Below are 26,533 nucleotides of genomic sequence, written 5' to 3'. Positions count from 1 at the left end.
TAAATCCCTAACTTTTAGTTATAAATGTTTTAAATTGTATATAGTTTTACGTTGGCGTAATTTGGAAAAATATTCTTAGTATCTACTACTATTATTGGCTTGGACATGCTATTGTTGAGTTTATCATAATTAAAATTTATACCTTCCTGATTTACTGTGATGACTAGACAATCTATATTTTTAATACATTCTTCTAATGAAGAAACTTGAAAATCATATTTTAATGGAACTTTAGGGTCATAAGCTTTAACTTTGGAACCTATGTCTTTTAAAATATATGCTATATCCACAGCAGGACTAAATCTACAATCTGCACAAAAATCCTTCATTGCTAAGCCAAGAATCCCTATGGTTGAGTTAGTTATATCTTTATTAGCGTCATTAAGAGCTTTTTTAATAAGGTCAACTATTTTTTTGGGCCTTTCAACATTAAGTTTTCTAGCAAGGCTAATTAATGATAAAGGACAATCCTCTTTTTGGATAATAGCTTTTCTAAGATAATGATAGGCATTTGGAAGACAATATCCTCCTACACCTGGACCAGGAGTTAAAAATTCTACTCTTGGATGAGTGTTTGCTAAAGCTTGTAATTCATAAATGTCAATATTTAATTGAGAAGTTGCTTCACTAATTTCATTAGATAGCGCTATATTGACATCTCTATATATATTTTGGACTACTTTTGTCATTTCAGCTGTTCTAATATTAGATGCTTTATAAATAGGAGCTTTTGATAATGAACGTAAAAAGCTTTTAGCTTTTAAAAAACCTTCATCATTATTTGCTGCAAGAATCATAGAGTTGTTTTCCAATTCTTTAAAAGCATGAGTTTCCATTAAAGTTTCAGGACAATATGCTAAGTTTACTGATACATCTAAAGAATTTAATTTAGGATAAATTATATTTTCACAAGTACCTGGAATAAGGGTAGTTCTAAATAATATAAGGTCTCCATCTACAAGCTGAGGCATTAATGTATCTAAAACGGATAATAGAGGTGAAATATCTTGCTCTCCATTTTCTTTATCTGCTATTCCAACAGCTATTACAAAGACAGCTGGTTTTTTATCTATTCTTTTTAAATCAGTACTTACTTTAAATTTATTTTCAGAAATTAATTTTTTTGCAAGTTTAGAAATATGCATTTCTTTATAATATTCTTCTATATTTACATTCCCATTTACAATATTATCAATTGTAGTTGGATTTATATCAATTCCATTAACATGGTACTTGGATAAAGCTATCCAGGTTGCCATAGGTAAGCCTATATGTCCAAGACCAAAGACGTATACTTCCATTAAATTTACCTCCTCAATACACTGTGAAAAGTCTATATTTCACTTTCCTTATATATTATGTAATTATAATGTGAAATGTTTATATTTTATCAATATTTTGCATATAAGGTAATTGTAAGATTAGAAATTTTTTTAGAATAAAAACATAGTATATAATTATGTGAAAGCTATTGGGAGTGTAAGTGTATGATAACTTTTATACAAATGCCTACTATACCTTATAATTGGATGATTCAAAGACCTCAACAGATAATGAAAGAATTAAATAGAAGAAATAATTTAGTATATTATATAGAAAATCTTACAGGAAATTATTTATTGAAGAAAAATAATAACTTTTATGTGTCAGGGAGAAATTTTGATATAAAGAATATAAAAACTAGAGGAAATATAGTACTATGGTGTAGCTCACCTAAACAAGTAGAACTTGTAGATATAATACCTCATGATTATGTGATATATGATATAATAGATGAGGCTTCACATGAGTTTATTGGGTGGAGACAGAGCATAAAGAAGATGATATCTAAAGCAGATATTATATTTACATCATCTGAAAATCTTTATAATAAATATAAAAATCTTTATGTGAAAACGTATTTGATTAAAAATGGGGTTGATAGTGAGCATTTTACCCTAAATAAAAGTAAATGGCCTAAGGATTTACCTACAGGTAAAAAAATTATAGGTTATTCTGGAGCTATTGCAAGTTGGTTAGATTGGAATATTATAAATTATATTAGTAAGGATTCTAATTATAATTTTGTTTTTATAGGGGCTTTAATAAATCAAATTAGAGATTTGATTTTGCGAGATAATATATATTTTTTAGGATTAAAACAGTATAGAGAAGTACCATTTTATATTAATAATTTTGATTGCTGCTTAATACCATTTAAACTTAATAGTATGACTAATTGCTGCAATCCTATAAAGTTATATGAATATTTTGCACTAGGTAAACCAGCTGTTTGTACTAATATGTATGGAATTAAAGAGTTTAATAATATATGTTATATAGCAAAATCAAAGCTAGAGTTTAGAAAAAAGATTTATAATGCTGTTGATGAAAATGATAATAAATTATTTAATATGAGAATTGAAATTGCTAAGAAAAATTCATGGAAAGATAGGGTAGATACAATATTAAATATATTATATGAAGAATTTGGAATAAGATAAACTAAAGTATAGAGAGGAGAGTTATTTTGAAAATTCATTCATGGAATATCAATGGTCTAAGAGCTATAGCGAAAAAAGGATTTTTAGAGTGGATAGATAAGGAGCAACCAGATGTTTTATGTATTCAAGAGACTAAAATACAAGAAAATCAAATAGAGGATAAATTAAGAAACATAGAAGGTTATAAAAGCTATTTTTCATGTGCAGAGAGAAAAGGATATAGTGGTGTTGCTGTTTATACAAAGGAAGAACCTATATCAGTATCCTATGGAATAGGGATAGAACGTTTTGATAGTGAGGGAAGAATACTTATATGTGAATACCCTAGATTTATATTGTTTAATATATATTTTCCAAATGGACAGAAGGATGATGAAAGACTTAATTATAAAATGGAATTTTATGATGCACTCTTAGAATATTGCAATAAATTAAAGGATGAAAATAAAAAGTTGATTATATGTGGAGACTATAATACAGCTCATACGGAAATAGATTTAAAAAATCCAAAATCTAATGAAAAAAGGTCAGGTTTTTTACCTATGGAAAGAGAATGGATGGATAAATTTATAGCAAATGGATATATAGATACATTTAGATATTTCTATCCTGAGGAAATAAAGTACTCTTGGTGGAGTTATAGATTTAATGCTAGAAAAAATAATGCAGGGTGGAGAATTGATTATCATTTTGTGTCAGATAGTATGAAGGATGATATAAAAGATGCTGAAATTCTTAATGATGTAATGGGGTCAGATCATTGTCCTGTAGTACTTCAATTAAATAAATAATATAAGAATATGCGAAGTGATATTCAGTTGACAAATGATAATTGTAAACTGAATATTGCTTCGCAGTTTTATTTTATAATGCAATTAGCAGCAGGCTCTTACTATTCCACAGGCTAGTCTTTTTCCAGAGTTACCAGTAGGTTGACTTTGAAAATCGTCTGGATTTTCATGGATAATTACTGCTTTACCTATAATTTCAGAAACTTTAAATTTATTAGTGAAGAAACACATTTGGGCTAAGCCGTTATTGGAAAAGAGTACAGGAAAGTCTCCAGCATGGTTCCCATGAGGCTGATTAGTTGGATTATAGTGACCTTTAGCACATGTAAAAGGATTAGCAGCATCACCAATTTTGCAGCAACCTTCTTCGTGAAGATGGAAACCAAAAGGACCTATGGATTTGCTGCCGTTTTGGGCAGGTTTGTAGTCGGGAAGACCATTTACACATACATAAACTTCTGTTCCATAAGGTACAGAGTTAAAATGTACAATTCCTTTTATTTTTGGAGCGAGAGGACCACCTTTTATAAGAGCTGCTGCTAAATATATTGGTTTATTTTTATTGTATTTGGGGCAAAATTTTTTATGAAAAATTCTACAGCTATATAAATAATAAGGTAGAAATTCACAATTAAAGTACATAGTAAACCTCCAATTATTAATACATATTGTATTTTATGATTTGGATTACTTAACTGTTAATTTAACTATATGATATGTAAAACTATTAATTGGCAACAATAAGTTTAATTTGCTATAATGTATAATTAGGTATAAGAATGGATTAAGGAGAGATAAATATATGAAAAAAGTTGAACTATTAGCTCCAGCAGGAAGTTTGGAGAGTTTATATGCGGCAGTACAGAATGGAGCAGATGCAGTTTACCTTGGTGGAACAAAGTTTTCAGCAAGAGCTTATGCCTCAAATTTTGATGAAGAAACTATGACTAAAGCAGTGGAATACTGTCATTTATATAATGTAAAAGTTTATATTACAGTTAATACTTCTATGAAACAGAATGAAATTGGAGAAGCTTTAGAGTATATAAAGTTTTTATATGAAATAGGAGTTGATGCTTTAATAATTCAAGATACAGGTATAGCAGAGCTAGTACGAAGAAATTTTCCGGATTTTGAAATTCATGCTTCAACTCAAATGACTGTACATAATGGAGAAGGAGCACTTCTTTTGAAAAAATTAGGATTTTCTAGGATAGTACTTTCAAGAGAATTATCCTTAGAAGAGATCAAATATATTTCAAAGGACTTAGATATTGAAACAGAAATTTTTATTCATGGAGCTCTTTGTATATCGTATTCAGGACAATGTCTCATGAGCAGTTTAATAGGTGGAAGAAGTGGGAATAGAGGACGTTGTGCCCAGCCATGCAGATTACCTTATGGGATTATAAATAAAACTACTGGAAAAGGTAAAAAAGGGTATGTTTTGAGTCCAAAGGATATATGCACTATAGAAAACATTAAGGATATAATTGAAAGTGGAGCAAGTTCTTTAAAAATAGAAGGAAGAATGAAAAGACCACAGTATGTAGCAGGAGTTGTGTCCGCCTATAGAAAAGCCATAGATGAAGCTAGTTGCCAGTTAAATTATGAAAAACAAAGTAACTTTAAGGTAGAAGAAGAAAAGAAAAAATTACTTCAATTATTTAATAGAGAAGGATTTTCTAAAGCTTATCTATTTGGAAATACAGGCAGAGACATGATGTCTTATAGATTTCCAAAGAATACAGGAGTTCAAATAGGTAAGGTGAATAAAGATTTAACTATTGAACTAAAGGAAAATATAAGTATTCGAGATGGAATTAGGTTTGGCGATGATGGTTTTACTATTTTTAAGATAGTAAAGGGTTCAAAAAATGTAGAAGAAGCTTTTATAGGGGATAGAGTTAAATTAAAACCTACTAAATATAAGTCAGGAGATATATTATACAAAACTTCTGATGTTAAGCTTTTAGATGATTTGAGTAAATCTTACAGCGATATATATGAAAAGAAAAATAACTTGAAACTAAATGTTAAATTTAAGATTGGAGATCCAGTTACTTTAGAAACTATTTATAAGGATAAATCCTTTAAAGTATCAGGAGAAGAAGTTCAAAAAGCATTAAAAAAACCTTTAGAAAAAGAAAAGGTTATAAAGAATCTCAATAAAACAGGAGATACTGCTTTTAGTTTTATAGAAATTAGTTTTGAAACTTTTGAAGAAGGATTTATACCTGTATCCTCTATTAATGCACTTCGTAGAGAGTTGATTGATAAAATAGGTGAATATATAAAGAATGAAGGAAAGAGAACCTTAAACAAAGGTTTGGATTTAAATGTTACCAGTAAAAAAGAATTGAAAAGTCAAATAAATGGTCCCATAGTTGTTGTAACTACAAAGGAACAATTAAAAGCTGCAGAAGAATGCAATATTGATAATATAGCCGTAGAATTATTTATGAGAGACTACGATATAGATTTTAAAAATATAAATTGTCCTAATGTATATATAAAAACTTCAACTATAATTAAGGAAGAGTTTAATAATGTATGTAGAGAAATTGAAGAAAAATTACCATATATAAAGGGGATAATTACCTCTAATTTGGGGATAATAAGCAAACTTAAAGAGAAAACTTTGATAATTGGAGATTATAAGTTGAATAGCTTTAATAGCTATTGTATGGAATTCTATAAAGATATTTTAGATATTGCAACTATCAGTGTTGAGTTAAATAAAAAAGAAATAGGTAATTTAGTTAAGAAAGCACCTCTTCCAACTTCTATTATAGTTTATGGAAGAACAGAACTTATGGTAAGTGAGTACTGTCCTATAGGCAGTGCTTTTGGAGAAAAAACAGGTAAAACTGCATGCAGTGGTGAATGTACCAAAGGAAGTTTTGTTTTAAAGGATAGAAAGGGAGAAGAGTTCCCAGTAAAGACTGATAAATATTGTAGAAGTCATATATATAATGGCTCGGCTATAAATTTAATTCCTAATTTAGAAGAAATCAAAGGATTGAATGTAGAGTTATATAGACTTGATTTTACTGATGAAAGTTATGAAGAAACTTTATCAATATTAAAAGGATATAAAAACGAATCCTATGAAGGAGAATTTAAAGGGTTTACAAGAGGGCATTTTAAAAGGGGCGTAGAATAAAAACAGTTAAGATTTTAGAGTAGAAAATTGAGAGTTAAAAAAATTTAGATAAAACAAGTGTTAAAGGGGTTGTGAGATACGTGAATGATAAGGCTTTAAAAGTTTTAGAGTTTGATAAAATAAAAGAAGAACTGAAAAAATATACAACTACATCTGCAGCAAAGGATATTATTGAGGAACTTGTTCCTTATGATAATAGTTATGAAGTTAGAGAACATTTAGAAGAAACAAGAGAAGCTTTTCAATTGCTAGTAAAGAAGAGTGCTCCACCATTTGAAGGATTGTATGATGTTAGAGAAGGAATTGGAAGAGCAGAAAAAGGTTTTTTACTTATGCCAGTTCAGCTTTTAAGGATTGCAAATTTAATGAGATGCGCAAGAAGATTTAAGGATTACATAAGTCATAAGGAAGAAGAAGAATCTTTTAGAGTTATAGAAGATATTTGTGCTGGACTTGTGCCAATAAAAAAATTAGAAGATGAGATATTTACAGCTATAGTCTCCGAAGAAGAAATTTCAGATAGAGCTAGTTCTACATTATATAATATAAGAAGAACTTTAAAGGATAAAACAACTTCAATTAAATCCAAAGTTAATTCATTGGTTAGAACTTATTCTCAATATCTTCAAGAGAATATATATACAGTTAGAGGAGACAGATATGTACTTCCTGTAAAGGTAGAATATAAGGGGTCTGTTTCAGGACTAGTACATGATCAGAGTTCTTCAGGAGCTACTCTTTTTATTGAACCTATGAGTTTAGTTACTTTAAATAATGAAATAAAGGAATTAAGACTTAAAGAAAGAGCTGAGATAGAAAGAATACTTCAAGAATTATCAAATAAGATATATGAAAATATAATACCTGTAAAAAATAATGCTGATATTATTTGGGAATTAGATTTTATATTTGCAAAGGCTAAGTATGCTGGCAGTTTAAATGGTATATGTCCTAAAATTAGTGAAGAGGGACGTTTTGATGTTATACAGGGAAGACATCCATTAATTGATACTAAAGTAGTAGTACCAAATGATATTTATTTAAATGAAGGAATTACTTCTGTAGTTGTTACAGGACCTAATACTGGTGGAAAAACTGTTACTTTGAAAACTGTAGGACTTTTACATATTATGGCTATGAGTGGGCTTATGATTCCAGCAAAAGAGGGTTCAACTATAAGCTTTTTTAAAGAAGTTTTTGCAGATATAGGTGATGAACAAAGTATAGAACAAAGCTTATCAACATTTTCATCTCATATGACAAACATTGTAAAAATAATTGATAATGCAGATGAGAACTCTTTAGTTTTATTTGATGAGCTTGGAGCTGGAACTGATCCAACAGAAGGTGCTGCTCTTGCAGTATCTATATTAGAAAATTTAAAAAGTAGAAGAACTAAAGTAGTTGCAACTACTCACTATAGTGAACTTAAAGCCTATGCTTTAAAAGTAGAGGGTGTAGAAAATGCTTCTGTTGAGTTTGATGTAGAGACTTTAAGACCTACTTATAGATTGCTTATTGGTATTCCAGGTAAATCAAATGCCTTCGAAATATCTAAAAGGCTTGGATTACCAAATTATATAATAGATGAGGCTAAAAAAGGAATCTCTAAGGATACACTTAAATTTGAGGATTTAATACAAAGTCTTCAAGATAAAAATATAAAGGCTCAAAAAGATGTTAGAGAGGCAGAAGTAGTTAAAGAAGACGCTATAAAAATTAAATCAAAGTATGAAGAGAAATTAAAAAAATTCCAAAATATTAGAGAAAAAGCTACCTTTGATGCTCAAAGAGAGGCAAAACGTATTATAAAGGAAGCTAAAGAAGAAGCTGATAAAATATTAAAGGATATTAGAGAACTTGAAAGAATGGGATATTCTTCTGATGTGCGCCAAAAATTAGAAGAGAATAGAAAGAAATTAAAGGAAAACCTAGAGAAGGTAGAAAGTTCTATAAATAAACCTAACAAAGATAAAGGAAAAGAACTTAAAAGTGTATACGAAGGCCAAGAAGTGTATCTTCCTACTTTCGATAAAAAGGTTATAGTATTATCTAAGCCAGATAGCAAAGGAGAAGTACAAGTACAGGCTGGCATTATGAAAATAAATGTAAAACTTAAAGATCTTAGAGAAATAAAACAAACTAAAGCAGAGAAAAAAGAGATTAAAAAGAAAAGTATTAATTTAAATTTAAAGCAGATTTCTTCATCAGTAGATTTGAGAGGAATGGATGCAGAGGAAGCTATTTATACAGTTGATAAATATTTAGATGATGCTTATATAGGTGGGTTAGGTGAAGTTACCATAATTCATGGTAAAGGTACAGGGATATTAAGAAAAGCAATACATGATATGCTAAGAACTCATCCACATATTAAAAGTTATAGATTGGGAGCATATGGAGAAGGTGGAAGTGGAGCTACAATAGCAGTACTTAAATAGATACGAAATAAGAAAATTCCTATAAAAAGAAGGGGTAAAAGTGATAGTAATTAGTGCTTGTCTTTGTGGAGTGAACTGTAAATATAACGGAGAAAATAACTTAAATAAAGAGGCGTTAGCTCTTTTGGAAGAAGGAAAAGCAGTAGTGGTTTGTCCAGAACAAATGGGGGGACTTAATACCCCAAGGGTACCTCATGAAATATTTGAAGGGGATGGTGCTGATGTTCTTGATGGAAAGGCTAGAGTTATAAATTCACAGGGAGGAGATTCTACAGAAAAATTTGTTAAAGGTGCTTATGAGGCTTTGAAAATTGCAAAAACTGTAGAAGCTAAAGCTGCAATTTTAAAAGCTAAAAGTCCATCATGTGGATGTGGAAAAATATATGACGGAAGTTTTACTGGGAAAAAAATAAAAGGAAATGGTATCACAGCAGAATTATTTATGAGAAATAGGATTAAGGTATATACTGAAGACGATATAGGTGAAGAATTTTAAAAATTAAAAATTGATAGTATACAATGAAGGATACTTTGCTTTCGCAAAGGTTTAATAAAATTAATTTTAAAAGGTGGGGACTATTATGGATTATAAGGAAGTGTTAAAAAGTGCAAGAGAAAATTTAAATGGAAGCTGCAGAGTATGTTCAGTATGTAATGGAGTTGTTTGTTCAGGTGAAGTACCTGGAATGGGAGGAAAAGGTACAGGAGCAGCTTTTAAAGAAAATATAGAAGCTCTAAATTCTTACAAGTTAAATATGAGGGTTATACATAATGCTAAAGATCCTGATACATCAATTGAAATATTCGGAAAGAAGATGGAGATTCCCGTATTTGCAGCACCTGTTTCAGGTACTACTTTAAATATGGGAGGAAAATTTACTGAAGAGGAATATATATCATGGGTAATAGGGGGATGTTTAGATGCAGGAGTATATCCCATGGTTGGAGATACTGCAGTTGATTCTTTCCTTATAACTAATCTAGAACAATTAAAAAAATTTAATGGAGAAGGTATTGCTTTTATAAAACCATGGGAAAACGCTAATGTTATAAAGAAAATAAAAATGGCAGAAGAAGCAGGAGCTTTTGCAGTAGGGATGGACATAGATGCCTGTGGTCTTATTACTCTAGCACTACATGGAAAACCAGTAATGCCTAAAACGGTAGAAGAAATTAAAGAAATTGTTGAAAGTACTAAGCTGCCTTTCATTTTAAAAGGAATAATGACTCCTGATGAGGCTGAACTTGCTGCTGAAGCAGGTGTAGATGCTATTGTTGTATCTAATCATGGAGGGAGAGTACTTGATCAAACTCCTGGAGTTGCTGATGTACTTCCTGAAATAGCAGAAAGAGTTAAAGGAAAAGTTACAATTTTAGCTGATGGTGGAGTAAGAAGTGGAGTTGATATTTTAAAAATGATTGCATTAGGTGCTGATGCTGTTCTAATTGGAAGGCCATTTGTAACAACTTCTTTTGGTGCAAAAAGAGAAGGGGTTAAGCTTTATGTTGAAAAGTTAAAAGGAGAATTAAAGTCAGCAATGGTACTTACAGGCTGTAATGATATTAAGAGTATAGATGACAGAATTATATATTAAGTAGTAAGTTAAATAAAAAAAGTTGAGAGTATAGTATTTTATAAATTGTGCTGTAGACCATAAATATACAGCACAATTTTTTTGAAGAATTAGTGCATACTAATTATGAGGCAAGAGATAAAATGTTATAATTATTTTAAACACTAGGGGGGAAGAAAATGGAGATATATTCATTAGGTACAAAAGATATTAATCAAGTTATAAGGAACTATAAGAATAAAGGAGAACAAGCAAAGGTTTCTACTTCTATAGAATATAATGGAAATTTGTATAGAGAAATTATATTTATGAAAAAAGGTTTTATCAATAATAAAGCTGTTAAAGGATATTTGTACATAGGTGAAAAAAACAAACTAGTAGAGGATAAATCAACATTAAGACAATTAATTAAACTAGGATATTATTTAAATGTTTTTTATAACGAAAAAAGTAATTTATATATAAAAAGAGCATTAGAAGGTAGTGAAAATATAAAAAATCAAAAAGTTGATTGTTTAAAAATAAGTAATGCCTTAGATGATTTAAAGAAAAAAGGAATTAAGGGAACTGATGAAGTTAAAGAAATAATTAATAAAGTTATTGAACTTAGAGTAGAAAATGATAATGAAATAATTAAATTAGTATCAAAAGGTGAAGAATATATAAATGATAAAGGAATTTATGGAGATGAAATATTTTCTCAGCTTTATTCAATTTATAAAGAAATATTAATGATGAATTTTACAAGAATAAAACTTATAAATTCTGGCATAGATTATTATGATGATATAGAAGAAAAAGCTAGTAAGCAAAAAGGAGTACTTTCTATATTTATAGGGAAAAGTAAGTATATGCCATTTATTAAATTATCAAATCTTATAAATAATTATAAGAAGATACTAATGACTTATGGAAAGATATTAAGTCAGGACAAAGATAAATATGAGAAGTTTTTATTAAATGTTGAAAAAGGTAATATAGATAATATAATGAATTTAATAAGAAATAAGTAAGATATGTAAAGTATGGAGAGGAGGACGATAATGGGCATATATTCTCCAGCGTTAGAAGAAGTTTTAGACAAAATTAAAGGATATTTAGAAAAAGGTGAAAAGGTTAGGGTATCACAGAATATTTTATATAATGAGAAAATCTACAGACAACTTCTTTTAGAAAAAAATACTTTTAAAGGTGTAAATACTAAATTTTTATACGTGGACGAACAAAATGAAGTGGTTCAAAATGAAGAAATAAATAAAAAACTTTCTAGACTTGCTTATTTTCTAAATGTTTTTTTTAATGATGAAAGTGAACTTAGTATAAAAAAAGCATTAAAAAAGGGTGAAGTTAAGGAAAGGGAAATTAATGACTTAGATGATGTTAGTGAAAGTTTAGCGGTTTTAAACAAAAGTGGCATACAAGAAGCTGAAAAAGTAAAGAAGATTACTAATGATATGAAAGCTATAATACAAAAACACAATGAAAAGGTAGAGGAAATAAATTTAAAAGCAGATAAAATTGCTGAAAAAAGTGAAGTGTTTAGTGAAGAGATTATTTCTTTATTGAATCCAATTTATAAAGAAATTCTTCTAATTAATTTTGAAAAGGCAAAACTTTTATCACAGGGTAAAAAAGAATTTGATTTTATAAAAAATATATGTAGTAAGAAAAAAATGTTTAGTATATTTAATAAAAATTCATCTGCTGCATATACAAAAATAATATATACAATGGAGTATTTTAAGAGATTGATAAGTAAATATGAAAATGCTATACATATGGACTTAAAAGAGTATAGAACATATATTGATGAGGTTGAAAAAGACTATATTAATAAGAGAAGGGCGTTAATTAAGAAAAGTGTAACATAAAATTTCAAAAATTATGTATATTATTATTTCTTCTGCTAATAATAAAAAAAGTATAGGAGGGATAATAATGGAAATTTTAAAAGGCGAAATTAGAGAAAAGAATAGAACGCATTATCCAAAAACGAAAAGACAGCAAGGTAAAATCCCAGGAGTTCTTTATGGAGCAACAATCAACAATATGTTGTTTGAGGTAGGAGAACTAGAACTCAATAAAGAAATTAACAAAATAGGTGAACATGGAACTATAGAGTTAGAGATTAATAATGAAAAACATAAGACTTTGATAAAAGAACTTCAAAGAGAACCTGTAACTCACAAGATAGTACATATTGATTTGGAAGCGGTTAATAATGATAAAGTTGTTCAAACTGAAATACCATTAGTATTTACAGGAGAAAAATTGGCTGCAAAAAATGGTGGAATTATACAAAAAGAAAGAAGTAGTGTGAAGGTTCAAGGAAAATTTGAAGAGATTCCTAAATCAATAGAGGTAAATCTTTCTACAATGAATATAGGTCAGGTATATAGAGTAGCTGATTTAGAAATAGCAAGAGAAATTTCTATTGTTGATGATCTTAATACTGTTATAGCGGCAGTAAGTCGTTATAGTACAGGTGGATTACCTGAGGAAGAAGATGAGGATGAAAATAATGAGGTAATCGAGGAAAAATAGAAAGAATAGTTTAAGGCTGTTAAAAGACAGCCTTTTTCTTTTGTAAAAATATTCATAAAATTAATTTAATAATTGTTTTAACGTGGAATTTTATAGTATAATATCTTTATCAATCACAATAGGAGGTATAAAATGATATATTTGGTAAAATATGATAAGTGGTTAAATTCAGAACTGATTGATAAAAATACAAAAGAAGAGTTAAAAAAAATTAAAGATAAAAAAGAATTAGAAGATAGATTTTATAAAGATTTAGAGTTTGGAACTGGTGGGCTTAGAGGGATTATTGGTGCTGGAGCTAATAGAATGAATGTTTATACAGTAAGAAAAGCTACACAGGGACTTGCAGAATATTTACTTAATAAATATGGAAAAGAAAAAATTTCAGTAAGTATTGCGTATGATTCTAGGATAATGTCAGAAACATTTTCTAAAGAGGCGGCTTTGACATTATGTGCAAACGGAATAAGAGTTAATCTTTTTGAATCACTAAGACCAACTCCCATGCTCTCATATGCAGTTAGATATCTAAAGTCTAAAGCTGGAATTGTTATTACTGCATCACACAATCCTAAAAAATATAATGGGTACAAAGTTTATGGCGAAGATGGTGGACAAGTTACAGATAAAACAGCTAAAAACATAACTTCATTTATAGAAAAAATAGATGATTTTTCTAAAATTAAAACTATGGAAATGAAGGTGGCTGAAGAGTTGAGATATTTAAATATAATTGGAGAAGAAGTTGATAAAAATTATATAGATAATGTTAAGAGCTTAAGTATAAGAGAAGATTTAGTTAAAGAAAGCGCTAAGGATTTAAAGATAATATATACGCCTATTCATGGTGCTGGAAACATTCCAGTTAGAAGAGTTTTGAAAGAGTTAGGATATAAAAATTTATCTGTTGTTAAAGAACAAGAAATGCCAAACGGAGAGTTTCCTACAGCTGAATATCCTAATCCAGAAGAACCACAGGTGTTTAAAATAGCATTAGATATGGCAAAGGAGTTAAAGCCTGATATAATTTTTGGAACAGATCCAGATTGTGATAGAATAGGAGCTGTTGTAAAAGATGATAGGGGTGAATACAAAGTTCTAAGTGGGAATATGATGGGAGTACTTCTTTCACATTATATTTTAACATCTTTAAAAGAAAAAAATAAATTACCTGATAATGGAGTAATAATAAAAACAATTGTAACAACAGAAATGGCAGCTAAAATTGCTGGGAAATTTGGAGTGCAAAGTATTGATGTATTAACTGGATTTAAATATATAGGAGAAAAAATTAAAGAATTTGAAGAAATAGGTGATAAAACTTATTTATTTGGATTTGAAGAGAGTTATGGATACTTAGCAGGAACTTTTGTAAGGGATAAGGATGCTATTATAGCTTCAATGCTTATATGTGAAATGGCATTATACTATAAGAAAAAAGGTATGAATCTATATAATGCTTTGATAAATTTATATGAAGAATATGGATATTATAAAGAAGAGCTTGTTTCAATAACATTAGAAGGAAAAAAGGGTGTAGATAAGATATCAAAAGTTTTAGAACACCTTAGACATTCTATGAAAGTGGAAATTAATAATGTGAAAATAGTTAAAAAACTAGATTATAATATAAGTATTGAAAAGAATTTAGTTAATTTAACAGAAAAGCAAATAAAGCTTCCACAGTCAAATGTACTTAAATTTATTTTAGAAGATGAATCGTATTTTGTTATAAGACCTTCAGGTACTGAACCTAAAATGAAAATATATATGTCTGTTACAGGCAATAGCCTTAAAAATTCAGATGAAAAAATGAAGAGTTTTAAAAAGAATGTTATGGATATAATTAATAATGCATGTGATGTTTGATTTATTTTAAAATTAACTGCGGTATATTTATGCTGCAGTTAATTTTTGTTTCATAAATTGATGATATAGGGTTACAAAAAACATTATTATTTATTATAATGAAATTTACATAGAAATTAATAATATATTAAATAAATTTAATTAAGGTTGGTGACTATAATAAAATGGAGATTAACGCACATTTTAAGAGTAAGCTTTCAAATTTGTTATTTTTAGAAATTGAAAAAAACAGAGGAACTTCGATTTTTAAAACTAATATTAATGAAGATATCTACATACCTATTGCAACGGATAGTATAATACAAAAAGTAAAGAATGGAGAAACGGTTGAAAAGATTCCAATAGGATTTTTTGTGGAGGGAATGTTTTTTGTACTAGGAGCAGATGAAGAGTTTAGATACAATGAAACATATAAAGAATTGATAAACAATGTTCCTAAAAGTATAGAATTTATTAAAGGCAGGATAGCAGAAAAGGTTAAGAATAATAATTACGAAGATGCATATATAATGCTAAAAGGTTTAAATGTTATTGAAAAAAATAAAGAGATTTATGATAAACTAATTATGCTTTTACAAAATCTAAAGGAGCTAAATAAGTCTTATGTGGATGAAGAATTAAAAATAATTGATGAAGCTAAGTTAATTGAAGATTATGCAAATCCATATTTGTATGAGGCTTTTATTAAAAGAGATAAAGGTGATTACGATGGTGCATTATTTTCTATAAACACTTATATAGCAAAAGGTGGAGAAGAAACTGTAGAAATTACTGAATTCAAGAATTCTTTAAAAACTGTAACAAATTATGATAAAGCTAAAAAGCTTGTATATGAGGAACCAGAAAAAGCATTAGCAATATTAATACCTTTAACTAGAGAGTTAGGGGATAATGCAGAAATTTATTACCATATTGCTGTAGGATATAGAATTTTGGAGAATCATGATAAAGCTATATATTATCTAGAAAAGTCTTTAGAAATAGATAGCTCTTATCCAGAAGTCTTTAATGAACTAGGAATAAATTATGCATCTCTTGAAAATTTTGAGAGTGCTATACAATATTTTAGAAAAGTATTTGAAGCTACTAAATCAATTGAGGTTTGTACCAATTTAGTTATGTGTTATCTAAATATAGGTGATAATAAACAGGCTAAAATACACTTAGAAATTGCTAAAAAAATAGATGCGAAGGATGAAATTGTAATTCAATTAGAGAAAATGATGAAGGATTTTTAAAAAAATCAATAATTTTAAATAATTTGAGAAATAATATGTATTGTTGTCATCAAATGCTGCTATGTTATTTGGTAAAATTATGTACTTGAAGGGAGAATTTATATATGAAGGTAAAGAAAGCTATTATACCTGCAGCAGGTCTTGGAACAAGATTTTTGCCAGCAACTAAAGCACAACCAAAGGAAATGCTTCCTATAGTAGATAAACCTACAATTCAATATATTATTGAGGAAGCAGTAGCTTCTGGAATTGAAGAAATACTTATTATAACTGGTAGAAATAAAAGAGCAATAGAGGATCATTTTGATAAATCTATTGAACTTGAAAATCAACTGGAAGCTAAGGGTAAAACAGAACTTTTAGATATGGTCACAGATATTTCTAATATGGTTAACATATATTACATAAGACAAAAAGAGCCTAAAGGATTAGGGCATGCAATTAATTGTGCTAGAACTTTTGTGGGAGATGAGCCTTTTGCTGTTATGCTAGGTGATGATGTTGTTGATAGTGAAGTTCCATGTTTGAAACAGTTAATTGATTGTTTTAGTGAATATAAAACATCTATTTTAGGAGTTCAAGAAGTTCCAATGAATGATGTTAGCAAGTATGGAATAGTTAAAGGAATGCACATAGAAGATAAAGTTTATAAAGTAAAGGATCTTATTGAAAAACCTAAAGAGGAGGAAGCACCTTCAAATGTTGCCATTTTAGGTAGATACATAATAACACCTCAAATTTTTGATATATTAAATCAAACAAGGCCCGGAAAATCAGGAGAAATACAGCTTACTGATGCTTTGAAAACATTAATTAAACAAGAAGCAATGTATGCGTATGAGTTTGAAGGAAGAAGATATGATGTTGGTGACAAATTAGGATTTTTACAAGCTACTGTTGAGTTTGCTTTAAAAAGGGAAGAACTTAAGGAAGAATTCATGAAATATTTGATTTCAATAAAGGATAATCCTAAATTTTCGCAGTTATACAATGAAATGAATGAAAACTAAACAAGATATTTGTGATATAATAGACATGTCTTGACATAAAATCTATTTTTATGTCTAAGATATGTCTATTTGTTTACAATATTAAGATTTTAAAATAGATTTACAAAAAAGATTGAATAATTTCTAAAATGATGTAAAATGATTTAAGACGGATAAAATAATAACAATAAGGATGTGAGAACTTGAAAGGTAATAAAAGATTTTTAGTGTTAGATATAATTTTAGTTTCCATTTCATTATATTTTGCGCTATTGTTAAGATTTGATTTTAAAATACCTGGGGAGTATATAACTTTTTTAAAACTTTCGATTATTCCGGTAATATTAATAACAATTTTCTGTAACAAAGTTTTTAATCTATATGATTTTATCTGGAAATATGCATCTGTTGATGAATTAATTTCAATTATATATTCAGTTTCAATATCAAATATAATTTTTATTCTATACAGCTATTTGGTTAGTTATATGTTGCTTAGACATACATATTATAGATTTCCATTTACAGTTCATATAATATTTTGGTTATTATGTGTAATTGCTTTAGGTGGAACTAGATTTATTTATAGAATAATTGCAAGGCATAATGAAAGTGGAGAATCAAATGTTGAAAATAAAAAAGTTTTAATAGTTGGTGCTGGAGATGCTGGGGCAATGCTTATAAAAGAAGTGAAAAAACATAATGCTTTAAATTATGATATTGTAGGACTTATAGATGATGATGTGTCTAAAATAGGCCAAGTTATTAATGGAATAAAAGTATTAGGTACTAGAAAAGATATTATTAAAACATGTGAAACAAAAGAAATAGAAGAAATATTTATTGCGGTACCATCTATTCCTTTTCAAGACAGGAAAGAAATATATAATACATGCAAGAAGACAAATTGTAAACTAAAAACTCTTCCAGGAATATATGAAATAATAAGTGGAGATGTTAACATTAGTCAATTAAGAGATGTAGATATTAATGACCTTTTAGGAAGAAATCCAATAAAGCTAAATAACGATAATATAAACAAGTATATAAAAGATAAAGTTATTTTGGTAACTGGTGGTGGAGGTTCTATAGGTTCTGAGCTTTGTAGACAAATAGTTAAATTTTCACCAGAAAAGCTAATAATACTTGATATTTATGAAAATAATGCTTATGACCTTCAAATGGAATTAAAATATAAATATCCAGAATTAGATTTAGAAGTAGTTATTGCTTCTATAAGAGATTTTGAAAGACTAAAAGAAATATTTGGGAAATATAGACCATATGTAGTATTCCATGCTGCTGCGCATAAACACGTGCCACTTATGGAGAATAATCCAACGGAATCAATAAAAAATAACGTAATAGGTACATATAATGTGGCAAAATGCAGTCATCTTTACAATGTTAAAAGATTTGTTCAAATAAGTACTGATAAAGCTGTAAATCCAACTAATATTATGGGTGCTACTAAAAGATTCTGTGAAAAAATAATTCAAGCTTATGATAGAGGAAGCGAGACAGAATATGTAGCAGTAAGATTTGGAAATGTACTAGGAAGTAATGGTTCTGTTATACCTTTGTTTAAAAAGCAAATAAAACAAGGAGGACCTGTTACAGTTACTCATCCAGACATCAATAGATTCTTTATGACTATACCAGAAGCAGCGCAGTTGGTAATACAAGCAGGAGCTATGGCTGAAGGTGGAGAAATTTTTGTTCTCGATATGGGTGAGCCAGTTAAAATAGTAGATTTAGCTAAAGATTTAATAAGATTATCAGGATTGAAACCTGATGAAGATATTAAGATAGAATTCACTGGGTTAAGACCAGGAGAAAAATTATATGAAGAATTATTAATGGATGAAATAGCTTTAACTTCAACAGAACATGAAAAAATATTTGTAGAGAAACCAATGGATTTTGATATTGAATATATTGAAAAATCAATTTCAGAATTTAAAAAAGTTATTTATAAAGATGATGAAGAAGGTATCTTTAAATTAATGGAAGAAAAAGTTCCAACCTATAAAAGAAAAAAATAAAGAAGTAATAGACAAGGAGAGGTTTTTGTGAAAGTTAATTTATTAGATTTAAAAGCTCAATATCATACAATAGAAGAAGAGGTTAATAAAGCTATTAAGGAAGTTTTAGAATCTTCTCATTTTATAATGGGTCCAAATGTAAAAAAATTAGAAGAAGAAATAGCAGAATATACTGGAGTTAAGTATGGTATTGGTGTTGCAAATGGAACTGATGCCTTAATGCTTACGCTTAAAGCTTTAGGAATAGGAGAAGGGGATGAAGTTATTACAACACCATTTACTTTCTTTGCTTCAGCAGAAACTACATCTGTAGTTGGAGCTACTCCAGTTTTTGCAGATATAGAAAAAGATACTTTGTGCATAGACCCAGATAGTATTGAAAAGAATATAAACGAAAGAACTAAAGCAATTATTCCTGTTCATATTTTTGGGCAAATGTGTGATATGGATAGAATAATGGAAATTGCAAATAAACACAATTTAATAGTTATAGAAGATGCTTGTCAAGCTATTGGAGCAGAATATAAAGGTAAAAGAGCAGGTTCAATAGGACATGTTGCGTGTTATTCATTCTTCCCAACTAAAAATCTAGGTGGATATGGTGATGGAGGAATGATAGTAACTGATAATAAAGAACTAGCAGATAAGATAAAACTTCTTAGAGTTCATGGAAGTAAAGTTAAATATCACCATGAAGCTATAGGGCATAACAGTAGACTAGATGAAATGCAGGCTGCTGTACTTAGAGTTAAGTTAAAATACATAGATAAGTGGAATAATTCAAGAGGTGAACATGCACATACTTATAATGAATTATTAAAGGATTTAGATGTTGTATTACCAACAGAAAGAGAAAATTGTAAGCATGTTTATCATTTATATACTATTCAAAGTTCAAAAAGAGATGAAATTATTGAACATTTAAAAGAAAATGGAGTCGCATCTGGAATTTACTATCCTATACCAGTACATCTTCAAGAAGTGTATAAGCATTTAGGATATAAACAAGGAGATATTCCAAATGCTGAAGATGCATGTACTAAAACATTTGCACTTCCATTGTATCCAGAAATGACAAGAGAACAACAAAAATATGTGGTAACAAAAATAAAAGAATTTTTTCAAAATAAATAAGTAAGATAATAATCTTAATAATATTACGGATATTAGGAGGAAATATGATGTCACAAATAAAAGATCAACTTTTATTAAAATTTGAAAATAAAACAGCAAAATTAGGTGTAGTAGGTTTAGGCTATGTTGGACTACCTCTTGCTGTAGAAAAAGCAAAAGCAGGATATGAAGTTATTGGTTTTGATGTTCAAGATAAAAAAGTAGAAATGGTTAATGAAGGACATAATTACATAGGAGATATTATAGATAGTGATTTAGAAACTTTGGTTAAAGAAGGAAAATTAAAAGCAACAACAGATTTTTCTTTTGTTAAGGATGTAGATGCAGTTGCAATAGCTGTTCCAACTCCTCTTGACAAATTCAAACAGCCAGATGTATCTTATGTTATTGCTTCTACAAAAAGTGTTGCAGAATATTTACATAAAGGAATGCTAATAGTACTTGAAAGTACTACTTATCCAGGAACTACTGAAGAAATAGTTAAACCTATTCTTGAGGAATCAGGTCTAAAATGTGGAGAAGATTTCTTCTTAGCATTTTCACCAGAGAGAGTTGACCCAGGTAATAAGCAGTTTAAAACAAAAAATACTCCAAAGGTAGTTGGAGGATGTACTTCAGAATGTACTGAAGTTGCAGCAGCACTTTATTCAACTGTTTTAGAAGGTGAAATACATCCAGTTTCTTCACCAGCAGTTGCTGAAATGGAAAAGATACTTGAAAATACATTCAGACATATAAATATAGGACTTGCAAATGAAATGGCTGTACTTTGCAAAAAAATGGGTATAGATATTTGGGAAGTAATAGATGCAGCAAAAACAAAACCATATGGATTCATGGCCTTCTATCCGGGCCCAGGTCTTGGAGGACACTGTATACCACTAGATCCTTTCTACCTAACATATAAAGCTAGAGAATTTGATTATCATACAAGACTTATCGAAACAGCAGGAGAAATAAATGATTTCATGCCTGAATTTGTAGTAGATAATGCAATGAAGCTTTTAAATGGACATAGAAAATCGCTAAATGGTTCTAAGGTTCTTTTAATGGGAATAGCATACAAAAAAGATATAGATGATATGAGAGAATCACCTGCTCTTAAAGTAATTGAACATTTAGAGCAACATGGTGCTGAAGTAATATATAATGATCCTTTTGTACCAGAATTTAAGCATAACGGAAAAGAATATGTATCAGTAGAATGGCAAACTGCAATAAAAGATGCTGATATTGTAATAATAACTACAGATCATACAGACTATGATTATGAAAGAATAGTGGAGAATGCTAAGTTATTATACGATACTAGAAATGCTACAAAGGACGTTAAGAACAATAGACAAAAAATAAACAAACTTTAAAGTTAAATAGGATAGACCTTAGGGTTTATCCTTTATTATGATTAAGGAGTGATTGTGATGAAAAAATTGAGATTTGCCATAATCGGTTGTGGAAGAATTTCTTATAAACATGTAGAAGGATTAGTACATAATAGAGAAGAAGCTGTGCTTGCAGCGACTTGTGATGTTGATATAACTAAAGCTATAGCTAAAAAAGAAGAATACATAGAAAAAATGCAAGAAGGACTTGAAGTAAATGTATATAATGATTATAAAGAAATGCTAGAGAATGAAGAAATAGATGTAGTAACTATAGCTACAGAAAGTGGATACCATCCAGAAATAGCTATCTATTGTATGAAAAAAGGAAAGCATGCAGTAGTTGAAAAACCAATGGCACTTTCAATTAAAGATGCTGATGAAATGATAAGAGTGGCTAGAGAAAATGAAGTTAAATTATCAATATGTCACCAAAACAGATTTAATAAACCAATTCAACAACTTAGAGGAGCTGTTGAAGATGATAGATTTGGAAAGTTAGTTAATGGAACAGCGAGAATACTATGGAACAGAAATATGGGATATTATGAGCAAGCACCATGGAGAGGTACTTGGAAACTTGATGGTGGAACTCTTATGAATCAATGTATACATAACATTGATCTTCTTCAATGGATGATGGGAGGAGAGATTGATACTGTATATGCACAATGTAATACTTTCCTAAGAGATATAGAAGCTGAAGATTTTGGTGCTATAATTATACGATTCAAAAATGGAGCTATAGGTATAGTAGAAGGAACTGCTTGCGTATTCCCTAAAAATTTAGAAGAAACTTTAAGTGTTTTTGGAGAAAAAGGAACTGTATGTATAGGTGGACTTGCTGTTAATAGAATAGAAAATTGGAGATTCGAAGACAATAAAGATAGTGAGGAAGCGATATTAAAGGCTCAAGAAGGAGACCCAGATAGCGTATATGGAAGTGGACATGTGCCATTATTTAAAAATGTTATAGATGCAATAAAAAATGATACTGAACCATTAATAAGTGGAGAAGAAGGTAAAAAAGCTATGTCAATAATTCTTGCAGCATACAAGTCAAGATTAACTGAAATGCCTGTGAAATTCCCATTAGAAGATTTTTCTACTTTAGATATGGAAAAAGAATTATCTAAATAGAAACTACACCTTTAAGTAAGGATAAAATGGAGGAAAGAATATGAACTATATTTCTGAAAGTTCTAAAATAGGGAAGAATGTAAAAATAGGCCATTTTGCTGTTGTTGAGGATAGTGTAGAAATAGGAGATAACTGTATTATTGGGCATAATGTAGTAATACATGAAGGAAGCAAAATAGGAAATAATGTTAGAGTAGACGATAATACTGTAATAGGAAAAACTCCTATGAGAGCTGTAAATAGTATATTTAAAGACGATGAAGAATATACACCTTGCAAAATAGGGGATGGATGTTTGATAGGAGCAGGAGTAATAATTTACTGTGGGTGTACTATAGAAGAAAAAACTCTTGTTGCAGATGCAGCTACTATAAGAGAAAATGTTAGTATTGGAGTTAAAACAATAATTGGAAGAGGAGCTACAGTTGAGAATTTCTGTAAAGTAGGTTCTAATTGTAAAATACAAACTAATGTTTATATAACAGCATATTCAGAAGTTGAAGATTATGTTTTTATAGCTCCTTGTGTTGTTACTTCAAATGATAATTATGCTGCTCGTTCTAAGGAAAGATTTAATCATTTTAAAGGAGTAACTATAAAAAAAGGCGGAAGAATTGGTGCAGGAGCAGTAATATTGCCAGGAAAAGTTATACATGAAGATGGGTTTGTAGCAGCAGGTAGTGTTGTAACAAAGGATGTACAAGAAGCTGAAATTGTTGCGGGAAATCCAGCGAAAAAATTTAAAAATGTGCCAGAAGATCAATTATTAAAAAATCAATAGTCCACAATCTAGAAGGGAAGACTATTACTATGTATAGGGATAAAAAAATTCTAGCTATAATTCCAGCTAGAGGAGGATCAAAAGGAATACCTTATAAAAATATAATGGACATTTGCGATAAGCCATTGATAGCATATACTATAGAAGCAGCAGAAAAGTCTAAATATATTGATTACACAATGGTTTCAACAGATGATAGTAAGATAAAAGAGGTTTCTTTAAAGTATGGAGCTAGTGTTCCATTCTTAAGACCTCAAGAAATATCAAATGATACTGCAAAATCCATAGATGTAGTTATACATGGAATGAATTTTTTAAAGGAAAAGGGAGAAAAGTTTGATTATGTAGTTTTACTTCAACCAACTTCTCCACTTAGAACCCATAATGATATTGATGAGGCAATAGAAATTCTTATGAATAGTGAAGATGATTCTTTGGTAAGTGTATGTGAAGTAGATGAAAATCCTGCTATTATGAGAAAAATTAAAGAGAATAGATTAGAGCCTATAATAAAATTTACTGGTGAGAATTTAAGAAGACAAGAATTGCCTCAAGTATATATTTTTAATGGAGCCTTATATATAAATAAGGTGAGTATGTTATTAGAGGAAAAAGTTTTTGTTAATGAAAAAACTATGCCATATATAATGGAAAGAGAAAAATCTGTTGATATAGATAATATGCTGGATGCAAAACTAGTAGAGCTTATTTTAAAGGAGAATGGTAATGATTAAAATAGGAAATAGAATTGTTGGCAACAATTCATCTTGCTTTATAATAGCTGAAGCTGGAGTTAATCATAATGGCGATATAAAACTTGCAAAAAAACTTGTGGATATGGCTGTATATGCAGGCGTAGATGCAGTGAAATTTCAAACTTTTAAAAGCGAAAAGCTAGTAACAGGTTATGCTCAAATGGCTAAGTATCAAAAGGATAACATAGGAACTGAAGATAGTCAGTTTAATATGTTAAAGAAGCTAGAATTATCATATGATGAGTTTAAAGAACTTAAGAAGTATTGTGAAGATAAAGAAATAATTTTTCTATCAACACCTTTTGACTTTGAAAGTGCAGATTTCCTTAATTCCATTGGAATTGAAGCTTTTAAGATAAGCTCAGGAGATTTAACAAATATTCCTTTATTAGAGCATATAGCTGAGTTTAAAAAACCAATAATTCTATCTTCAGGAATGGCTGTGTTAGGAGAAATTGAAGAAGCACTTATGTGCCTAAAAAATAAAGATATAGAAGATGTTGCAGCACTTCATTGTACGTCAAACTATCCAGCAGCACTAGAATCAGTAAATTTAAGAGCGATGAATACTATAAAAGAGGCTTTAAGTGTGGTAGGAGGATATTCAGATCATACTGAGGGTATCACAATACCTATTGCGGCAGCAGCCTTAGGAGCTAATATTATTGAAAAGCACTTTACACTAGACAAAAATATGGATGGGCCTGATCATAAAGCTTCTTTAGAACCAGAAGAACTTAAAAAGATGGTTGAGGGAATCAGAAATGTGGAAAGTTCTTTAGGAAATGGAGTAAAGATGTTTAGTGAAAGTGAAATTAGTACTATGCAGGTTGCACGTAAAAGCATAGTAGCTTCTAGAAACATAAATAAAGGTGAAATAATAAAATTAGAGGATTTAGATTACAAAAGACCAGGAAACGGGCTTAGTCCTAAGTATTATAAAAATTTAATAGGTAAACAAGCTAATAAAGATATTAATAAAGATGAGCAAATAACTTTTGGTGCTGTTGAAGATTAAGAATTTATAGAGAGGTTTGAGAAGGTATGAAGAGAAAGATTGCAGTTATAACTGGAACTAGAGCTGATTACGGTATATACTACTCAGTTCTTAAAGATATAGAAAAAAATCCTAATTTAGAATTACAATTAATTGTTTGTGGAATGCATCTTTGTCCAGAATTTGGAATGACAATAGAGGAAATTGAAAAAGATGGATTTTTTATAGCTGAAAGAATTGAAACTATTTTAGCTTCAGATACAGGAGCTGCTATGGCAAAATCTATTGGTTTAACTATTATGAATGTGACACAAAGTTTAGAAAGGGTAAAACCAGATGTTTTAGTAGTATTAGGAGATAGAGGTGAAATGATGGCAGCTTCTCTTGCAGCTACTCATATGAATATTCCTGTAGCACACATTCATGGAGGAGAAGTTACAGGAACAGTAGATGAATCTATAAGACACGCTATTACTAAACTTTCTCACATACATTTTCCTGCAACAGAAGATAGTAAACAAAGAATTTTAAGAATGGGTGAGCGAGAAGAAAATATATATGTAGTAGGAGCACCTGGTCTTGATTATATTAAGAATACTGAATATCTTTCAAGAGAGGAAATGTTAAAAAGATTTGACTTAAAGGATGATAAGATTTTTATAATGACTCAACATCCAATAACTACAGAAAGAGATTTAGTAAAATGGCAGATAGAACAAACGCTACAAGCTGTAGTAGAGTGTGGGGTACAAACAATTATTTCATATCCTAATAGCGACAATGGTGGAAGAGAAATAATACAGGTGATAGAAGAATACAGAGAAAAATATGATTTTTTAAAGGTGTTCAAAAATCTTTCACAAGTTGAATATTTGAGTCTTTTAAATATTGCTGATACAATGATAGGAAACTCTTCTTCAGGAATAATAGAAGCCCCTAGCTTTAAGTTGCCAGTTATAAATATCGGTACAAGGCAAGAAGGAAGACTTAGAGCTTGTAATGTAATAGACGTTGGATATGAGAAAGAGGAAATACTAAAAGGAATTAATAAAGCACTATATGATGAGAAGTATAGAGAAGAATTAAAGTCATGTGTTAATCCTTATGGAGATGGTAAAGCTGGATCAAGAATAAGCAAACACTTGAGTGAAATTGAAATCACTAGAGAATTAATTCAAAAAAGAATAACGTATTAAAAGTAGGT

Annotated in this window: 22 protein-coding genes; 20 read left to right on the top strand and 2 right to left on the bottom strand. The window is 29.3% G+C overall.

All coding sequences use genetic code 11. The annotated features are described in order from the left end of the window. Positions 1–29 precede the first annotated feature (29 nt). Positions 30–1,301 carry a nucleotide sugar dehydrogenase gene (locus OXH55_RS07785; protein WP_268049264.1) on the bottom strand — a complete coding sequence of 424 codons (1,272 nt, stop codon included), beginning with the start codon at positions 1,299–1,301 and terminating at the stop codon, positions 30–32. A gap of 186 nt (positions 1,302–1,487) precedes the next feature. Between OXH55_RS07785 and OXH55_RS07780 the strand changes: the two genes are divergently transcribed. Both OXH55_RS07780 and OXH55_RS07775 read left to right on the top strand, forming a co-directional pair. Then, on the top strand, positions 1,488–2,483 hold the full coding sequence (locus OXH55_RS07780) for a glycosyltransferase (protein ID WP_268049263.1): 996 nt from the start codon (positions 1,488–1,490) through the stop codon (positions 2,481–2,483). A 26-nt stretch (positions 2,484–2,509) separates the two neighbouring features. Then, positions 2,510–3,274, top strand: a complete 765-nt coding sequence (locus OXH55_RS07775; RefSeq protein ID WP_268049262.1) for an exodeoxyribonuclease III — start codon at positions 2,510–2,512, stop codon at positions 3,272–3,274. Positions 3,275–3,358: 84 nt separating this feature from the next. Here OXH55_RS07775 and OXH55_RS07770 read toward each other — a convergent pair whose 3' ends face one another. Next, on the bottom strand, positions 3,359–3,916 hold the full coding sequence (locus OXH55_RS07770; RefSeq protein ID WP_268049261.1) for a superoxide dismutase family protein: 558 nt from the start codon (positions 3,914–3,916) through the stop codon (positions 3,359–3,361). A gap of 160 nt (positions 3,917–4,076) precedes the next feature. Between OXH55_RS07770 and OXH55_RS07765 the strand changes: the two genes are divergently transcribed. The 18 genes from OXH55_RS07765 (at position 4,077) to neuC (ending at position 26,525) form a co-directional block, all read left to right on the top strand. Beyond that, complete coding sequence (locus tag OXH55_RS07765; RefSeq protein WP_268049260.1) at positions 4,077–6,440, top strand: U32 family peptidase; 2,364 nt, start codon at positions 4,077–4,079, stop codon at positions 6,438–6,440. A gap of 80 nt (positions 6,441–6,520) precedes the next feature. Beyond that, positions 6,521–8,881: an endonuclease MutS2 gene (locus OXH55_RS07760; RefSeq protein WP_268049259.1), complete on the top strand. Its 2,361-nt coding sequence runs from the start codon at positions 6,521–6,523 to the stop codon at positions 8,879–8,881. A gap of 40 nt (positions 8,882–8,921) precedes the next feature. Further along, positions 8,922–9,377: a 2-thiouracil desulfurase family protein gene (locus OXH55_RS07755; protein ID WP_268049258.1), complete on the top strand. Its 456-nt coding sequence runs from the start codon at positions 8,922–8,924 to the stop codon at positions 9,375–9,377. Positions 9,378–9,462: 85 nt separating this feature from the next. Then, positions 9,463–10,476, top strand: coding sequence for an alpha-hydroxy-acid oxidizing protein (locus OXH55_RS07750; protein WP_268049257.1), 1,014 nt, complete (start codon positions 9,463–9,465; stop codon positions 10,474–10,476). A gap of 158 nt (positions 10,477–10,634) precedes the next feature. Beyond that, complete coding sequence (locus OXH55_RS07745) at positions 10,635–11,468, top strand: hypothetical protein (protein ID WP_268049256.1); 834 nt, start codon at positions 10,635–10,637, stop codon at positions 11,466–11,468. 30 nt (positions 11,469–11,498) lie between these two features. Beyond that, on the top strand, positions 11,499–12,326 hold the full coding sequence (locus OXH55_RS07740; protein ID WP_268049255.1) for a hypothetical protein: 828 nt from the start codon (positions 11,499–11,501) through the stop codon (positions 12,324–12,326). Positions 12,327–12,393: 67 nt separating this feature from the next. Then, positions 12,394–12,999: a 50S ribosomal protein L25 gene (locus OXH55_RS07735; RefSeq protein ID WP_268049254.1), complete on the top strand. Its 606-nt coding sequence runs from the start codon at positions 12,394–12,396 to the stop codon at positions 12,997–12,999. 132 nt (positions 13,000–13,131) lie between these two features. Next, positions 13,132–14,868 carry a phospho-sugar mutase gene (locus tag OXH55_RS07730; RefSeq protein WP_268049253.1) on the top strand — a complete coding sequence of 579 codons (1,737 nt, stop codon included), beginning with the start codon at positions 13,132–13,134 and terminating at the stop codon, positions 14,866–14,868. Between the two features lie 164 nt (positions 14,869–15,032). Then, entirely contained in the window at positions 15,033–16,106 is a 1,074-nt protein-coding gene (locus tag OXH55_RS07725; RefSeq protein ID WP_268049252.1) for a tetratricopeptide repeat protein, read from the top strand. Positions 16,107–16,210: 104 nt separating this feature from the next. After that, a complete protein-coding gene (gene galU, locus OXH55_RS07720; RefSeq protein ID WP_268049251.1) occupies positions 16,211–17,116 on the top strand; it encodes a UTP--glucose-1-phosphate uridylyltransferase GalU in 906 nt (301 codons plus the stop codon). Positions 17,117–17,298: 182 nt separating this feature from the next. Then, positions 17,299–19,140 carry a polysaccharide biosynthesis protein gene (locus tag OXH55_RS07715; RefSeq protein WP_268049250.1) on the top strand — a complete coding sequence of 614 codons (1,842 nt, stop codon included), beginning with the start codon at positions 17,299–17,301 and terminating at the stop codon, positions 19,138–19,140. A 27-nt stretch (positions 19,141–19,167) separates the two neighbouring features. Further along, positions 19,168–20,274, top strand: coding sequence for a DegT/DnrJ/EryC1/StrS family aminotransferase (locus OXH55_RS07710; protein ID WP_268049249.1), 1,107 nt, complete (start codon positions 19,168–19,170; stop codon positions 20,272–20,274). Between the two features lie 47 nt (positions 20,275–20,321). Further along, positions 20,322–21,638 carry a nucleotide sugar dehydrogenase gene (locus OXH55_RS07705; RefSeq protein ID WP_268049248.1) on the top strand — a complete coding sequence of 439 codons (1,317 nt, stop codon included), beginning with the start codon at positions 20,322–20,324 and terminating at the stop codon, positions 21,636–21,638. A gap of 57 nt (positions 21,639–21,695) precedes the next feature. After that, positions 21,696–22,796, top strand: a complete 1,101-nt coding sequence (locus tag OXH55_RS07700) for a Gfo/Idh/MocA family protein (RefSeq protein ID WP_268049247.1) — start codon at positions 21,696–21,698, stop codon at positions 22,794–22,796. Between the two features lie 40 nt (positions 22,797–22,836). Beyond that, positions 22,837–23,577, top strand: coding sequence for an N-acetyltransferase (locus OXH55_RS07695; protein ID WP_268049246.1), 741 nt, complete (start codon positions 22,837–22,839; stop codon positions 23,575–23,577). Positions 23,578–23,606: 29 nt separating this feature from the next. After that, positions 23,607–24,311, top strand: coding sequence for an acylneuraminate cytidylyltransferase family protein (locus OXH55_RS07690; protein WP_268049245.1), 705 nt, complete (start codon positions 23,607–23,609; stop codon positions 24,309–24,311). Next, positions 24,304–25,350, top strand: coding sequence for an N-acetylneuraminate synthase (gene neuB / locus OXH55_RS07685; protein ID WP_268049244.1), 1,047 nt, complete (start codon positions 24,304–24,306; stop codon positions 25,348–25,350). Before OXH55_RS07690 ends, neuB begins: the two co-directional genes overlap by 8 nt. A gap of 26 nt (positions 25,351–25,376) precedes the next feature. Continuing rightward, on the top strand, positions 25,377–26,525 hold the full coding sequence (gene neuC, locus OXH55_RS07680) for a UDP-N-acetylglucosamine 2-epimerase (protein ID WP_268049243.1): 1,149 nt from the start codon (positions 25,377–25,379) through the stop codon (positions 26,523–26,525). The last annotated feature ends 8 nt before the right edge of the window (positions 26,526–26,533 follow it).

This window comes from Clostridium ganghwense, from assembly GCF_026735165.1.
Lineage (GTDB): Bacteria > Bacillota > Clostridia > Clostridiales > Clostridiaceae > Clostridium_H > Clostridium_H ganghwense.
Note: the sequence above shows the minus strand (reverse complement) of the source record. Positions and strands in the feature narration are given on the sequence as shown.

Coding starts and splice junctions, on each gene's coding strand:
- OXH55_RS07785 (WP_268049264.1), bottom strand. CDS start 1,301: ATGGAAGTATACGTCTTTGGTCTTGGACATATAGGCTTACCTATGGCA.
- OXH55_RS07780 (WP_268049263.1), top strand. CDS start 1,488: ATGATAACTTTTATACAAATGCCTACTATACCTTATAATTGGATGATT.
- OXH55_RS07770 (WP_268049261.1), bottom strand. CDS start 3,916: ATGTACTTTAATTGTGAATTTCTACCTTATTATTTATATAGCTGTAGA.
- OXH55_RS07765 (WP_268049260.1), top strand. CDS start 4,077: ATGAAAAAAGTTGAACTATTAGCTCCAGCAGGAAGTTTGGAGAGTTTA.
- OXH55_RS07750 (WP_268049257.1), top strand. CDS start 9,463: ATGGATTATAAGGAAGTGTTAAAAAGTGCAAGAGAAAATTTAAATGGA.
- OXH55_RS07745 (WP_268049256.1), top strand. CDS start 10,635: ATGGAGATATATTCATTAGGTACAAAAGATATTAATCAAGTTATAAGG.
- OXH55_RS07740 (WP_268049255.1), top strand. CDS start 11,499: ATGGGCATATATTCTCCAGCGTTAGAAGAAGTTTTAGACAAAATTAAA.
- OXH55_RS07735 (WP_268049254.1), top strand. CDS start 12,394: ATGGAAATTTTAAAAGGCGAAATTAGAGAAAAGAATAGAACGCATTAT.
- OXH55_RS07730 (WP_268049253.1), top strand. CDS start 13,132: ATGATATATTTGGTAAAATATGATAAGTGGTTAAATTCAGAACTGATT.
- OXH55_RS07725 (WP_268049252.1), top strand. CDS start 15,033: ATGGAGATTAACGCACATTTTAAGAGTAAGCTTTCAAATTTGTTATTT.
- galU (WP_268049251.1), top strand. CDS start 16,211: ATGAAGGTAAAGAAAGCTATTATACCTGCAGCAGGTCTTGGAACAAGA.
- OXH55_RS07705 (WP_268049248.1), top strand. CDS start 20,322: ATGTCACAAATAAAAGATCAACTTTTATTAAAATTTGAAAATAAAACA.
- OXH55_RS07700 (WP_268049247.1), top strand. CDS start 21,696: ATGAAAAAATTGAGATTTGCCATAATCGGTTGTGGAAGAATTTCTTAT.
- OXH55_RS07695 (WP_268049246.1), top strand. CDS start 22,837: ATGAACTATATTTCTGAAAGTTCTAAAATAGGGAAGAATGTAAAAATA.
- OXH55_RS07690 (WP_268049245.1), top strand. CDS start 23,607: ATGTATAGGGATAAAAAAATTCTAGCTATAATTCCAGCTAGAGGAGGA.
- neuB (WP_268049244.1), top strand. CDS start 24,304: ATGATTAAAATAGGAAATAGAATTGTTGGCAACAATTCATCTTGCTTT.
- neuC (WP_268049243.1), top strand. CDS start 25,377: ATGAAGAGAAAGATTGCAGTTATAACTGGAACTAGAGCTGATTACGGT.